Below are 14,196 nucleotides of genomic sequence, written 5' to 3'. Positions count from 1 at the left end.
TACCCTCAGCTGCGGGAAAAACCGTACCTAGCCGACGCCAAAACCTGCGCTGCCTACAGGGATTCGCACGCGCTCCCGCATGACGTCGCCCGAAAACGCGCGCCGCGCATCCTCTTGCGTTTGAAAAGCCGCCTCTTCGCCAACACTAAGGCACTCAGAAGCGAAAGCCCTGCAGTATACTGATATTGCTACAAAAAACCCTAAACACGACTCCTAATCACAAAAATTGCGCCCAGCGCAAGTGATCACTTATGATCATTTCTGTTCGTTATGACCAGGATATGATCACTTCGATCTTGCTCAAAACGCGCCCATCACGGGAAGCTATAGGGGGAGGACACGCTATCAAAACGCTTCGTCAAAAACGCATTCTTTCGATCCTGAGACATCAGGGATCCGTTGAGATCAATGATCTCATGGGGCTGCTTCAGGGCGTCTCCCGCGTCACGTTGCGCCGCGACATCACGGAAATGGCTGAGGAAGGGTTGCTGCGGCGCACCCATGGCGGTGCCGTCCTTCCGGACAGTCACGCCTTGCAACTGGCCGCTGCGAACGCGACCGCACTGCGCGATGCGCAGACCGAGCAGCTCTCCGAGTACGCGGCCATCGTCATGGGCCCGCTCAAAGAACGCGGTGGCAACGCCCTGCGCCGCTCTGCACTGCGCCTTGGCCTCCCGCTGCTTGCCGAGTCTGCGCCGCAAGACGGCGGGCGTTATCTTGGCCCCGACAACTACGCCGCCAGCTTTGCCCTTGGCCAACGCGCGGGACGTGACGCTATTGGTGACGCCGCCACGGTTTTGCATGTTTGCGTCAACGATCTAGCCAACTCACAAGAACGCTCAAACGGGTTTGACGCGGGCTTTCGCGACACGTTCGCGGGCGAAGTCTCAGTCGTGCGGGTCAATGGGCAGGGCCATTTCCGTGTCGCACGCCGTGTTGCCACTGATGCGCTGCGCACCCGCTCCAACATCACCATCGGCTTCGGCGTGAACGACCACTCTGCCATCGCTTTGATCGAAGCAGCCGAGCGTGAAGGCCGTGATCTGGGTGTCTACGCGGTTGGCGGGGAAGACCCGAGGTTCGTGTCGCGTCTGACTGAAGACAGCCCCCTGCGGGCGGTCGCAGCCCTATTCCCTGAACTCGTCGGCGTGGCCGCCGTGGACGCCGCTATCGATATGATACAAAGCCCAAACGAAACGTTTGCCCCGATCATCACGCCGCACCGCATCGTAGCCGCAGACAACTTCGATACCTTCTATCAGGCGACCACCCTCGCGGACGGCACGCCGTCGGTGAAGTTGCGAAACGCTGTTTTGGGTACAGACGCATCTTCTACCAGTAGCCTTCAGACCCTGCCGAAAAATACGCGGATCGCCTTTGTGCCACACTACCCGTCGCATGAATGGTACCGCCTGATGGGCGCCGCAATGATCAAACGCGCGGCAGAACACGGCCTCCAAGTCGACATCGCGCCGCCGCAAGTCGGCATTGCCCGCGAGATCACCCGCCTGCGCTCCAAAATCGCGCAAAACGTCGCGGAACGGATCACCGCTGGCCAGACCATTATTCTAGGCCAAGGCGAGGCTTCACGGCTGGTCGCTGGCGAATTAGCGCGGCGCGTCTCGGGCAACCCAACTGCATTCGACAACACGACAATCATCACCAACTCGCTCGAAATCATGCAAACCCTGACGGGGGTACCCGGCCTCAAGGTCATCCTGACGGGCGGGGAATTTCAGGTCGCTGATCAATGCCTTGTCGGGCCGAGCGTCGGCGCATTGTTCGAGCGGATGCGCGCGGACGTCGCCTATCTATCAATCGATGGCGTGTCCGCGGAATTTGGACTGTCGATGATCGACGAGCGGCTGGCCCAAACGACCATCCGCGCAGCCAACGCCGCCAAACATATCGTTGCCATGGCCGACCACATCTGCGTCGGCGTCGACGCAAACCACCGCGTCTTGGGGGCTACTGATTTCGATGAACTCGTCTGTGATGACGGTGTTCTACCCGACGAACGCGAACGGCTTAGACAAGCAGGCGTCGTCGTAACGATCGCAAATGAAGATGACGAAACGCTTCATAACCACGCGGGCGTCGCCCGCATCACGACCAAAGGGAGGAACTTACTTTGAAACACTATATCAGTTACGCCGCACTCGGCGCCGCACTCATGGCGCAACCGGTTTTCGCGCAAGACGTCACGCTGCAATTCTGGGACAACCAGCAAACAGAGAGCGGCTTGTCGGACGTACAGAAGGCCGCCGTCGACCGCTTTATGGCCGAAAACCCAGACATCGCGATTGAAGTCACCACGATCCCCTACCCCGAATATCAGCAACGCCTGCTGACAGCGGTGCAAGGGGGAAACGCGCCTGACATTGCGACGCTTGACCAGATCTGGCTGGGTGCATTTGCAGAAGCCAAAGCCGTCGTTGATCTGAGCGACCGCGCTGCCGAGGCGGGTCTCACACGCGACCAATTCTTTGGCGGCGCATGGGACTCCGCTGTCTATGAGGATGCCCTTTACGGCATGCCGTTCAATGTCGACGTCTGGCAGTTCAGCTTCTTCAACCAAGACTTGCTCGACGCTGCAGGCGTTTCTTCGGCAGACTTATCCACTTTTGAAGGTCTACGCGCAGCCGCTGAGAAAATGACCGGTGACGGCAAGTTTGGCGTTGGGCTGTTCGGTCACGCGGGTGAAGACACCGTTGCTGTGATGAATTCGTTCATCTTCTCCAACGGCGGCGAAGTTCTCGCCTCGGATGGCAGCTGCGCCCTTAACCAGCCTGAAGCCGTCGAAGCGCTGGCCTACGTGCAAGACCTCGCGCAGTTCGCCCCGAATGGTATCTTGTCCGCCTCGTCCGGTGACATGCGGGAGCTATTCCTCAATGGCTCACTTGCCATCGAATTCTGGCCAGCCCTTGAGCAACCAACCTTGAAATCAAGCGAGATCAACTGGGGTTTCGTCAACGGCACAGCCCCCGAAGGCAAGACCCCTGTGGGCACATTTGGCGGCTGGAACTTGGCCATGTTTGAAAGCTCCGAGCACAAGGACGCCGCGTGGCGCTTCATGCAGTTCTTGGTGAGCGAAGAGGTCAACGGCGACGTTGTCGATCTGATCCCTGCAAACACAAACGCGGCTGAAACGTTCCTCGCGGCCAACCGCGAAGGTCCAGATCAAATCATGGCGCACCTGAACAACGCCAAACCGCGTCCGCTGTCTGCACGCTACCTTGAAATCGCTGACGTCCAGATGCGCCTTTACCAAGACGTTCTGTCTGGCACCAACGCACAAGAGGCCGCTGACACCGCCTGCGGTGAAATCGACGCGATCAACTAAACCAAACCACTGACACGAGGCGCGCGCCTAGTCGCGCCTCGTGTTCTCATGTGCATCAAACTGCGCTCGCTGGAGACCCAAATAATGACCTACAAGGACCGCTGGCTCGCCTGGCTTTTCCTCGCGCCGACGCTCGTTTTGCTCGCGGTGTTCCTCTATTATCCGATGATCGGAACGTTCGTTGAGAGCTTCTACTCAACGTCCTTCATCAATCCGAACCCCGAATTTGTGGGGTTTGAAGTTTACCGCAAGATCATCGCAAGCCGTGAGTTCAGCGAGGTTCTGTGGAACTCCGTCCTGTGGACCGTGGGCGCGGTTATCTTGCAAAACATCCTCGGCTTCTCAACCGCGATGCTGTTGAACCAAGGCTTGCCGGGCCAAGGGCTTTTGCGCGCGTTGTTTCTGTTGCCGTTCATCCTTCCCGGCGTTGTGACCGCTATTTTGTGGCGCTTCATGTATGATCCGCAATTGGGTCTAGTGAACTCCCTTGTCGTACGGTTGTCCGATGCGGAAAACGCCGTCGCGTGGCTCGCCAGCGCCGACACCGCCATGATCGCGGTGATTTTCACCGCTGTGTGGAAGGGCTTCCCCTTCTCCATGTTGATCTATCTCGCGGCCCTGCAAAGCGTTGACCGCGAACAGCTCGAGGCTGCGACCATCGACGGCGCGGGTCCGTTTCGCAAGCTGATCGACGTTATCATCCCATCCGTCTCCAGCGTGATTTTGGTCAACATCGTTTTGACCCTGATCCTGACGTTCAACTACTTCGACATCATATGGATCATGACCCGCGGCGGGCCGCAGGACAGCACGCACATCTTCCCAACCATCATCTACGAGACAGGCTTCGGTCAGTTCCGCTTCGGCGAGGCCGCAACCTATGGCGTCTTCTCGATCCTTGTGTTGTCCGTGCTCGTTGCTCTTTACGCCATCGTTCAGCGGACCACATCGAACCGGAGGGCCACATCATGAAACGCTCCAAAACACTTCGCATCCTTTCGGTTGTCGGCCTGCTGATTATCGGGTTGATCGTTCTGCTCCCGTTCTTCTGGATGATCTCGGTCAGCCTCAAACCTGCGACGGAGCCCTTCGCTATTCCCGCGCGCTTGTGGCCTGAATCTCCGACCCTCGCTAATTACGCCAGCGCCTTCCGCCCAGAGTTTCGGACCTATTTCCTTAACTCGATGATTGTCTCCGGCGCCTCCGTCGTGATCACCGTCTCGCTGGCCCTTTTTGCCGCCTACAGCTTCACACGCGGCCAGCTTTTCGCCCTGTCATTCATGCTTGGCGCAGTGGTCTTGGCTCAGATGTTTCCGCACGCCGCGATCATTATTCCGATCTACAAGATGATGCGCTCATGGGACTTGCTGAACAGCTACACCTCGCTAATCCTGTCCTATGTGTCGATCACGCTTCCAGTGGCAATCTGGATGTTGCGCGGGTTCCTTGTGAAACTCCCCGTCTCGCTAGAGGAGGCTGCCGCCGTGGATGGCGCAAGCCCGATGCGCGTATTTCGCGACATCGTGGTACCATTGGCGCGGCCCGGTATCATCTCCGTCGCGGTCTATGTGCTGATCATCACGTGGCAGGAGTTTCTGTTCGCCCTGTCGTTCACGTCAACCAACGACATGCGCACGCTCCCCGTCGGGCTCAACGATTTTATCGGCCAGTACGGCATTCGCTACGGTGAATTGATGGCGTCCTCCGTGATGGTCTCTATGCCCGTCGTCGCCGTGTTTTTCTTTCTTCAACGATACTTCGTGGCCGGCCTGACGGCTGGCGCGGTCAAAGGGTGATCCTTATGCCATTGATAGAAATCTCCACTCCTCTCAGCGGCATTCGTCGTCTGACATTCAATCGGCCGGAGAAGCTCAATGCTATCTCCACGCCTATGCTCGACGAGTTCGAAGTTGCACTCGACAATGCCGAAGCCGATGACAGCGTACGGGTCATCATACTGGCTGGCGCGGGCGGCAAAGCCTTCATCGCAGGGGCTGATATCGCCGAATACAAAGGCGATAAACGCGCGGCCTTCGCGGCCTACCAAATGCGCGCCCGTGGCCTGTTTGACCGGCTGGAAAACATGCCGAAACCCGTGATCGCACAGATCGACGGATTTGCCCTTGGCGGCGGCTTCGAGATCGCGATGTGTTGTGACATCATCATGGTAAGCGACGTTGCGCAGCTTGGTCTCCCCGAGGGGCGGCTCGGTCTCGTTCCGGGCGGCGGCGGCACGCAACGCCTGATCCGCGCGGTTGGCAAATATGCGGCCTCCGACGTGATGTTGGCGGGGTGGCGTTTGAGCGGCCCCCGCGCCCATGCGCTCGGCCTTGCTGCTGAATGCACCACCACGGAAACGTTGGACGATGCGGTCATGGCCCGCGCACGCGCCTGCCTCAAAATAGCGCCACAAGCCCAAGCAGAGATGAAACGCCTGATGCGCGAAGGCGCTGACGCGCCCGCAGCGACAGCAAAAAGCTTTGAGCAGGAAGTGCTGTTCCGCCTCTATTCCGCCCCTGATGGGCAAGAGGGCATCAACGCCTTCCTCGAGAAGCGCGACCCTAACTTCGTGGGAGGTTTGTGATGAACTTCGAAGGGAAAACAGCATTCATCACGGGGGCTGCGCAAGGGATCGGATACGCCTGTGCCGCCGAAATTATCCGTGCAGGTGGGCAAGTCATGCTCACCGACATTGATGCGGAGCTGGGCGCAAGCGCCGCGAAAAGCCTTGGCAAGAACGCACGTTTCCATACGGTTGATGTTCGCGCCTTCGATGAGATGCAAGCCGCAGCTGATGCCACGGTAGCGGCCTTTGGCGGCCTCGACATTTTGGTCAATAACGCCGCGCGTGCCCTTGACGGGGTCGTCGACGAGATTGACGAAGATCGCTGGGCCACGGTCATCGACACCAACCTCACAAGCGTCTGGCGCGGGATGCGAGTCTGTGTGCCCTTGATGCGCAAGCGCGGCGGTGGGGCGGTGGTCAACATGTCCTCTGTCCAAGGCCTTCGCGGGTTCAAGGGCTGGGCGGCATACGCGGCGGCGAAAGGCGGAATAAACGCCCTCACTGTGCAGGCCGCCGTCGACCTCGCCCCCCACAACATCCGTGTAAACGCGGTGGCACCGGGTACCATTATGACTCCACTCAACGAACGTGTGTTCGCCGAGTCTGCCGATGGCGACGCATTGATAGCCGAATGGAATAGAGCGCACCCGATCGGCCGATTTGGGGAACCCGAAGAGGTCGCGCGCACCGTCGCCTTCCTCGCGTCCAGCGACGCGAGCTTCATCACAGGCGAAATTCTCCGCGTTGATGGCGGTCTTGCCGCGCGGGGCGAATGATGGCGCCATTGCCAAATATCGCAACGCTTAACGCAGGCGGCGGAACGCTGCACTGGAACGGCGCTGTGGGTCACATCGACAGGCTAATGCTTAAAGATGGGACCCGCGAGATTGTGCCGCTTCACCGTGCGCCTTGGTGCGATGACGAGACCGCAGGCGTCCAGCAACTTCCGCCCGTCGAACGGCACCTGACGGGCGACTTTCTTTGCGCGCCGTTTGGACCGAACGAATTGGACGACCACCTGCCGCACGGGAATTGCGCGAACACAGCTTGGGACCTCCAAGACGTCAGCGATAGAACACTCACCGCCGTGACCGACGGGCCATTGGAAAGCCGCATCGGCGTCTGCATGACGCTCGCGAGCAACGCGCCGCTGCTTTATCAGGTGCACAGCATCACCGGTGGGGCGGGCGACGTCCCCGTCGCACATCACCCAATGGTGCACATGCAACAGGGTGGACGCCTGTCCATGTCGCCCAAACGGTCAGTGATAACCCCCAAGATGCCGCTAGAGGCTGGGCGTCATGCCCTCACCTACCCCGCCCAAAGCACGGACGCGACAGCATTCCCCGGCCCGAGCGGCGCGGTTGATCTAACGGTACTGCCTATCGGCACTGCCACCGAGGACTTCGTGACAATGGTAGAGAATGAGGCGTCAACGCTAGGCTGGACCGCCGTGGTGCGAGAGGTCGAGGACGATGTCGTGTTCTTTCTAAAAGACCCGCGCGTGTTGCCTGTGACCATGTTTTGGCACTCCAACGGTGGCCGCGACTACGCGCCGTGGAACGGAACCCATACCGGCGTCATAGGGATCGAAGATGGGGTCGCCGCAGGCCCCGACCCGCGCCCCAGCGCCCCGCACGATACCCGCATCGCCGAGGAAGACGTGCCAACCGCGCTCACCTTAGCAAGGGGACGCACACACCGCATCGTTCACGTGACAGGCGCTTTGGCGCGCCCCGAAGGCTGGACGCGTGTGACCGACATTCGAATAGAAGGCAGCACTTTGGTGGTGGTGGGTTCTGACTCCACCACGCGCGTTTTGCCGTTTGAGACACATATCTGGAAGGAACAATAAGATGGCGACCGTTGAACTGTCTGGCCTGACGAAGACCTACGGCAACTACACAGCGCTCAAGGGGCTTAACCTGAGCATTGCCGACGGTGAATTTATCGTCCTTCTTGGGCCTTCGGGCTGCGGGAAGTCGACAACTATGCGGCTTGTCGCGGGTCTTGAGGAAATCACCAGCGGCGAGATTTTGATCGGCGGCGAGCGCGTGAACGAGCGCCCTGCCCGTGATCGCAACCTTGCGATGGTGTTCCAGAACTACGCGCTCTACCCGCATATGACCGTGGGCGAAAACATCGGCTACCCGTTGAAGATCGCGGGCATCCGGAAGGACGAGCGGCAAAAGGCCGTCGACGCCGCAGCGGCCAAGGTCGAAATGGGGCACCTGTTGTCGCGCCGTCCCTCCGAACTGTCGGGCGGACAACGCCAGCGCGTCGCCCTTGCCCGCGCTATCGTCCGCACCCCGCGCCTGTTCTTGATGGACGAGCCACTGTCGAACCTTGACGCGAAACTGCGCACAGTTATGCGCGCGGAACTCAAACACCTGCAAAAAGAACTGGCGACTACAACCATTTACGTAACCCACGATCAGGTGGAAGCGATGACGCTGGCCGACCGCATCGTGATCCTCAATGACGCGGTTATTCAGCAAGTGGGCACCCCTGCCGAAATCTATGCGCGTCCGGCCAACACCTTCGTCGCCAGCTTCATCGGGTCGCCACCGATGAACCTTATATCGGGCACGCTTGCTGATGGTATACTGACTCACGCGGCGGGGCAGCTACCGATGGCTGGCGCAGGGGAGGTGAAACTCGGCGTGCGCCCCGAGGATATTTACCTGTGCGAAGGCGACGATCCCGTCCACTTTGAGGGGCAGGTCTATTCCGCCGAATTGCTTGGCGACTGTGTGTTGCTGAACATCAAGACCGACGAGGGCCTTCTGTCAGCCCGTGTCCCCCCGACGGTTCAACTAACGATGGGCGACACCGTCAAGCTGCGGTTCGACACGAACAGCCTGCATCTTTACGACGCCACCACCGGCAACCGACGGGACAGCTAATGCAACATCGCTTTTCCACAGCCGAGCGGACACTCTTGGACAGCGCGAACGCACGCGTGTTCTTCGACGGCGTGTTCACCCGCCCAAAGTTGAACCACCCCGAGGGGGTCGCAATAGGGCCCGACGGCCGGATTTGGGCTGGTACGGATGCCGGTGACATTTTCCGCATTTCACCAGACGGTCAGGACCATGAAGTGGCTCACCAACTTGGCGGCTTCGCCCTTGGGTTGGCGTTTGATGGCAGTCGTGCGCTCTTCGTTTGCGATTTGGAGCGCGCTTGTGTGCTGCGCGTAGACCTTGCCACGGGGACCGTCGCGCAATGGTCACATCCTGCGCTCAGAATCCCGAACTTCCCTGTGGTAGATCGCGCGTCAGGGCAACTGTTCGTGTCCGACAGCCACGACCCAGTACGTGCAGGGCCGGGCATTTTCGCGTTTGATCTGGAGACTGGTGACAGCACGCTATGGTTGGACGCCCCGCTACAATTCGCCAACGGTTTGGCAATGCGCGAAGATGAACGTGCGGTTTATGTGGCCGAAACCTTTGCGCGCCGCGTCAGCCGCGTCGCAATCAACGACGATGGCACTGCGGGCCCGCCCGAACCCTTCGCCACCGACTTAGACGGGCTGCCCGACGGCCTTGCCTTCGACGCGGTCGGGAACCTCGTTGTCGGCTGTTACGAGCCATCACGCCTGCTGCGCATCCCCGCCCAAGGCGGCACTGGCGAGGTGCTGATCGAGGACGCCACCGCGCATGTCCTCTGTCACCCCACAAACATCGCTTTCGCGGGGGATCGGCTTTTTGCCGCGAACCTCGGTCGCTGGCACATCACGGCTATCGACATGGACATTGGCGCGCCTGCGCTATGGGAGTTCGACCAATGACATTTCACGGCCTCACATGGGATCATCCACGCGGCTGCAACGCCTTGCTAGCCGCCGCAGACCGGGTCAACGCTGGTCGCTCCACACCGCTCATCGAATGGCACATCCAGCCGCTCGAAGGGTTTGAAAGCGCACCAATTGCGGATCTCGCCGCTCGCTATGACCTCTTGGTTCTTGACCATCCACACATCGGCGAAGCCGTCGCCGAAGATTGCCTAACACCGCTCAACACCCTGTTCTCGCAAGGCCAGTGTGACGAATGGGCAGCCGGCACGATCGGCCCCGCCTTCGCCTCCTATGTCTGGCAAGGTAACTCATGGGCCTTGCCGCTTGATGTCGCCACACAGGTCATGGCGCTGCGCCCCAAACACGCACGCCCGCAAACATGGGAGCAGATTGACCGGATCGCGACCGATGGTGGCGTGGCACAATCACTCGCCGGGCCGCACGCCATTCTGACACTCATGAGCATGGTGGCCGGCACAGGCGCCTCCGTTGGCGCAAAGCGGTTTTTGGAGCCCGAGCAAGCGGCGATTATGCTACAACGCATGCACCGCCTATACGCGCTGCGCCCCAAAGGAAGCGAGCGTCTGAACCCTATCGGGCTTCTTGATGCCATGGCCAGCGACACCGCGATCTCGCTGATCCCGCTTGTGTTCGGTTACGTCAACTACATGCGCCCCGCGCGAGGTCAGTTACCCGTCGCCTTCGCTGATTCCATTCGTGCGGCGACGGGGGCCGGTGGGGTTCTTGGCGGCACAGGTATCGCAATCACTACCCGTGCCACGCCGACCGACAGCCTTCTCGCCCATCTCGTTGAGTTGATGTCCGCCGACACGCAATGCCGCTTCATCCCGCGGCACGACGGGCAGCCCTCTGCGCGGGCGGCGTGGACCGATGCACAGGTCAACGACGCATGGGGCGGGTTCTACGCCGCGACACGCGACACTGCTGAGACCGCCCTGCTGCGCCCTAGGTTCGATGGCTACGTCGCTTTTCAAACTGCCGCTGCAGCGGTTGTTCGAGACGCGCTCGACACGCGCGAGGACGTGCAAAAGACACTCCAAAAAATTGAAACACTCTGGTCCGACGCCCACGCACCGGCGCGGCCTTCTTAACACGATAAGGGAACTCCCATGACACCGATGGCACTAGAGGGCATCCGCGTCCTCGACTTTTCGCACCTTTTGCAAGGCCCGTTCGCAACCCAACTGATGGCTGATATGGGCGCGGACGTAATCAAGATTGAACGTCCGGGCAAAGGCGATTTGTTTCGCTCTTTGACGTTCCGCAACAAATGGGTTGGCGGGGACCAAAGCCCGAACTTCCTAGCGTGGAACCGTAACAAACGCAGCATGGCGCTGAACCTGAAATCAGCCGAAGCGCGCGAAGTCATCATGAAAATGGCTGAAACGGCCGACGTCGTGATCCAGAACTTTCGCCCGGGCGTTATGGCGAAGATGGGGCTTGGCTATGAGGATTTCAAAAAGGTAAACCCGCGCATCGTCTACTGCTCGGGGTCAGGCTACGGCGTCGATGGCCCTTACCAAACCCGCCCGGGTCAGGACATGCTTGTGCAAGGGTTGACGGGTGTCATGGCCGCGACAGGTCAAGCCGACCAACCGCCAACCCCTGTGGGTGCGGGGTTCTCCGACCAAATCGGCGCCATGAATATGATCTACGGCATTATGACCGCTTTGCTGTGGCGCGAACGCTCCGGCGAGGGGCAAGAGGTTAGCGTAAACCTGTTGGCGGGGATGCTTGCGCACCAGAACCAAGAGATGGTTACTGCTATGAACTTTGGCGAGGATTTCGAGCGCCCCTCCTCGGGCATCGGTCATCCTGGCATGGACGCGCCATTTGGCACCTACCCGACCCGCGACGGCTGGATCACCATCGCCATGAGCCCATTTGCGACGCTCATCGACGTTTTGGACGCTCCCGAGCTGAAGGTCTATGACGACCCCAAAACCCTCTATGACAAACGCGACGAAATATGGCGCGAGCTTGCACGGCGCACTGGAGAATGGCATCGCGACACCCTTCTCGAAGCGCTGCTTGCGGCTGACATCTGGTGCGGGGAAGTAAAAACCCATCTGGAGGCCGCAGAAGACCCGCAGGTCGCCCACCTTGGCCTTATCCAAAGCTATCAGCACCCGACCGCGGGCGAGGTCAAAGTTGTCGGCCCCGCCGTCGGCATGAGCGCCACGCCCCCAAAAATCTCACGCCCCGCGCCACTGGTTGGTGAGCATACACGAGAGGTGCTGAGGGAAGCAGGCTATGACGCCGAAACCATTGAGCGTTGGTTGAAGGACGGCACCGCCGGGGAACCGGAAAACAAGTAATGCAATAATCCAATCTGCCTCGCGGATCTTAGCGCAACAACCACGGTGACATCCGTTGTTGCGTGGTCCGCGGGGCTACCCGCCAAACCACAGTGCTTTCTTCGGCAGTGAGACAGCGCAGCGACGTCCGGATGTGCGATAGAAACCGCTGTACCCGATCATACTTTTGCGCATGGAGTATCTAGAAGTCCGAAAACTCACGGTTCGCAGGGTGCAGGCCGACGTTGACGGCGATGTTTGCAATAGCTTAAAGGGGTCGCATGACACGTCTCGGAGCCATCTTCGCCACGACTTATTATTCGCTGCCTTAGGTAGCGGACCATCTCTCGTGTTCACCGCTGCTTTACGCCAGCGGTTTAGCATCAGACGTCGATGACCCTGGCCCAACTTTCTGGATCAGGATCATGTTCTCCACACCACTCACGATAACCATCTTCGGCTTTGGCGCCTTTGGAAAGCTCGCCGCGGCCCTTCTTGCACCCCACGCGCATGTCTCGGTGTTTGATAAGTCATGCGACGCTCGCCAAGCCGCCTCCGAGCTCGGCTTCAGCATCATAAGGGATGTGAGCGACGTCCATGCCGACGTTGTGGTTCTGGCCGTTCCCGCTCAATCTCTCGAACAGTGCCTTTTGGACATCGCCCCCCATTTGCGCGAAGGCCAATTGGTAATAGATGTTTGCTCAATTAAGGAAGAACCAGCGCGCCTTATGCGCTCGCATCTACCCGCGCACGTCGAAATTCTCGCGAGCCACCCAATGTTTGGGCCGCAGAGTGCAATGAAGGGTACAGCCGACAGCCAGATTGTGCTCTGCCCGATCAGGGGCACGCGTTGGCGGCGTCTTGCGGCGTTCCTGCGACAGCGTCTGGGGTTTGGTATCATCGTCACCACACCCGAAGAACATGATCGTCAAACCGCAAGGTCGCAGGGCCTCACCCACCTTCTCGCACATGCTTTTGCAACATTGGGCGAGCATCCCAGAATCTGCACCCGCAGCTCCGAACTCATGTCGGAGGCCATCGCGCTAGTCGCACACGATGCGCCAGAGGTCTCCGACGCTATCGTCTTGGGTAATCGCCACCTCGCCCCCCTGCGCGAGAGCCTTATCTCGGCGCTGTCATCATTCGGCGAAACGGAGGTGAACAAACATTCGCCTGCGCAAACTGACGGCCAACCGTATGAGGCATAAACACGGACTTGGGCTCTGAAGCGACGCGCCGGGCTGCGAAGGGACGCGCGGTTTTGAACAGCTATCAACGCCTGCTCTAGGCTCCAGTTGGGCACAGAGTTGTCGATACCGCGAAAGTCCGGCTACCCATTCTGGGCCGGCCGAAGCCACTAAAGCTAGGCCATCTGACCTTCCACCCGCAGACTAAAATCTGTTTTGTTTTGCACCGATTGTGTCAGTATATCGCTATTGATTTCAGTGATTCCAAATTGGCAAAGGTTCTCCCCCCATGGCAGGTCCCAAAACGCGCCCCGACAATAATTTCCACTGCTTTGAGGGGGCCGGATACGGCTTCTGGAAGGCCATCGCGCAAGGCATGCGCCCCACGGGGCTGACCGGTTCACCAGACGGATACCAACTGGACTACGCCAAGGATGTGGATGGCGCGATCGTGCACAACGGTGGCATGTTCGCGCCGCAAGAGGTCAAGTTGCGGCCGGGCTCCTACTTCCGGTTCTTCGGAACAGCGTCCAAAAACGTCTACGGCGCAGGATCATCCATGGCAGGTGGCTGGTGGCTTGACTACGACAACTTCTTGAAGGTCTGCGAGTGGGCCGAGGCGCATGACATCTCTCTGGCCCGCGCGGCGCAGGCGTTGCTGGTCATTCCGAAGGAATGGCACGACTGCGGCTACGTGGGGCGTGCACGGCTGAAAACCACGATGAAAGCGTGGGTTGGTAAGGGCAAGCCCGCCACTGGCTCGGTAAGCCCTGACAGCGCCATGCGCGACAAGGCGAAAACGCCAGTGACGATGGCGCCCGCGCATCTGGAAATGAAGCAGTACTTTGTTCCCGGTGACCGCGCCTTGCTCGGGGCCAGCTTTGAGGTTGTAAACACCCAGCAAGTGATCAGAAAAGACGCGCGCCTCCCGTAAGTTTGAGGGAATTTCAACAGGCATGCTATTTTAGGTTGCCGCCCCGCACAGC

13 protein-coding genes are annotated in these 14,196 nt (G+C 59.7%); all 13 read left to right on the top strand.

Features of this window, described 5'->3' with window-relative positions; all coding sequences use genetic code 11:
* The first annotated feature begins 251 nt into the window (after window positions 1-251).
* Entirely contained in the window at window positions 252-2,135 is a 1,884-nt protein-coding gene (locus tag BLW66_RS14555) for a DeoR family transcriptional regulator (protein ID WP_089947889.1), read from the top strand.
* Window positions 2,132-3,343 carry an ABC transporter substrate-binding protein gene (locus BLW66_RS14550; RefSeq protein ID WP_211664277.1) on the top strand — a complete coding sequence of 404 codons (1,212 nt, stop codon included), beginning with the start codon at window positions 2,132-2,134 and terminating at the stop codon, window positions 3,341-3,343. Before BLW66_RS14555 ends, BLW66_RS14550 begins: the two co-directional genes overlap by 4 nt.
* 48 nt (window positions 3,344-3,391) lie before the next feature.
* On the top strand, window positions 3,392-4,315 hold the full coding sequence (locus BLW66_RS14545) for a carbohydrate ABC transporter permease (RefSeq protein WP_211664276.1): 924 nt from the start codon (window positions 3,392-3,394) through the stop codon (window positions 4,313-4,315).
* Window positions 4,312-5,139, top strand: a complete 828-nt coding sequence (locus tag BLW66_RS14540) for a carbohydrate ABC transporter permease (protein ID WP_089947888.1) — start codon at window positions 4,312-4,314, stop codon at window positions 5,137-5,139. Before BLW66_RS14545 ends, BLW66_RS14540 begins: the two co-directional genes overlap by 4 nt.
* Window positions 5,140-5,144: 5 nt before the next feature.
* Entirely contained in the window at window positions 5,145-5,927 is a 783-nt protein-coding gene (locus BLW66_RS14535; protein ID WP_089947887.1) for an enoyl-CoA hydratase/isomerase family protein, read from the top strand.
* Window positions 5,927-6,685, top strand: a complete 759-nt coding sequence (locus BLW66_RS14530) for an SDR family NAD(P)-dependent oxidoreductase (protein ID WP_089947886.1) — start codon at window positions 5,927-5,929, stop codon at window positions 6,683-6,685. Before BLW66_RS14535 ends, BLW66_RS14530 begins: the two co-directional genes overlap by 1 nt.
* Window positions 6,685-7,764, top strand: a complete 1,080-nt coding sequence (locus BLW66_RS14525; protein ID WP_089947885.1) for a hypothetical protein — start codon at window positions 6,685-6,687, stop codon at window positions 7,762-7,764. Before BLW66_RS14530 ends, BLW66_RS14525 begins: the two co-directional genes overlap by 1 nt.
* A gap of 1 nt (window position 7,765) precedes the next feature.
* Window positions 7,766-8,815 carry an ABC transporter ATP-binding protein gene (locus BLW66_RS14520; protein ID WP_089947884.1) on the top strand — a complete coding sequence of 350 codons (1,050 nt, stop codon included), beginning with the start codon at window positions 7,766-7,768 and terminating at the stop codon, window positions 8,813-8,815.
* Window positions 8,815-9,699, top strand: coding sequence for an SMP-30/gluconolactonase/LRE family protein (locus tag BLW66_RS14515; protein WP_089947883.1), 885 nt, complete (start codon window positions 8,815-8,817; stop codon window positions 9,697-9,699). The genes BLW66_RS14520 and BLW66_RS14515 overlap by 1 nt, the downstream gene beginning before the upstream one ends.
* Window positions 9,696-10,817 carry a hypothetical protein gene (locus tag BLW66_RS14510; RefSeq protein ID WP_089947882.1) on the top strand — a complete coding sequence of 374 codons (1,122 nt, stop codon included), beginning with the start codon at window positions 9,696-9,698 and terminating at the stop codon, window positions 10,815-10,817. The genes BLW66_RS14515 and BLW66_RS14510 overlap by 4 nt, the downstream gene beginning before the upstream one ends.
* An 18-nt stretch (window positions 10,818-10,835) precedes the next feature.
* Entirely contained in the window at window positions 10,836-12,044 is a 1,209-nt protein-coding gene (locus BLW66_RS14505; protein WP_089947881.1) for a CaiB/BaiF CoA transferase family protein, read from the top strand.
* Between the two features lie 404 nt (window positions 12,045-12,448).
* The gene (locus tag BLW66_RS14500) at window positions 12,449-13,231 is read left to right on the top strand and encodes a prephenate dehydrogenase/arogenate dehydrogenase family protein (RefSeq protein ID WP_089947880.1); all 783 of its coding nucleotides are present in this window, start codon (window positions 12,449-12,451) and stop codon (window positions 13,229-13,231) included.
* Between the two features lie 268 nt (window positions 13,232-13,499).
* Window positions 13,500-14,144: a hypothetical protein gene (locus BLW66_RS14495; protein ID WP_089947879.1), complete on the top strand. Its 645-nt coding sequence runs from the start codon at window positions 13,500-13,502 to the stop codon at window positions 14,142-14,144.
* The last annotated feature ends 52 nt before the right edge of the window (window positions 14,145-14,196 follow it).

The organism is Litoreibacter albidus, assembly GCF_900107015.1.
In the GTDB taxonomy this organism is placed as follows: Bacteria; Pseudomonadota; Alphaproteobacteria; order Rhodobacterales; family Rhodobacteraceae; genus Litoreibacter; species Litoreibacter albidus.
The sequence above is the reverse complement of the archived record's forward strand: the minus strand, read 5'-3'. Positions and strand labels throughout refer to the sequence as shown.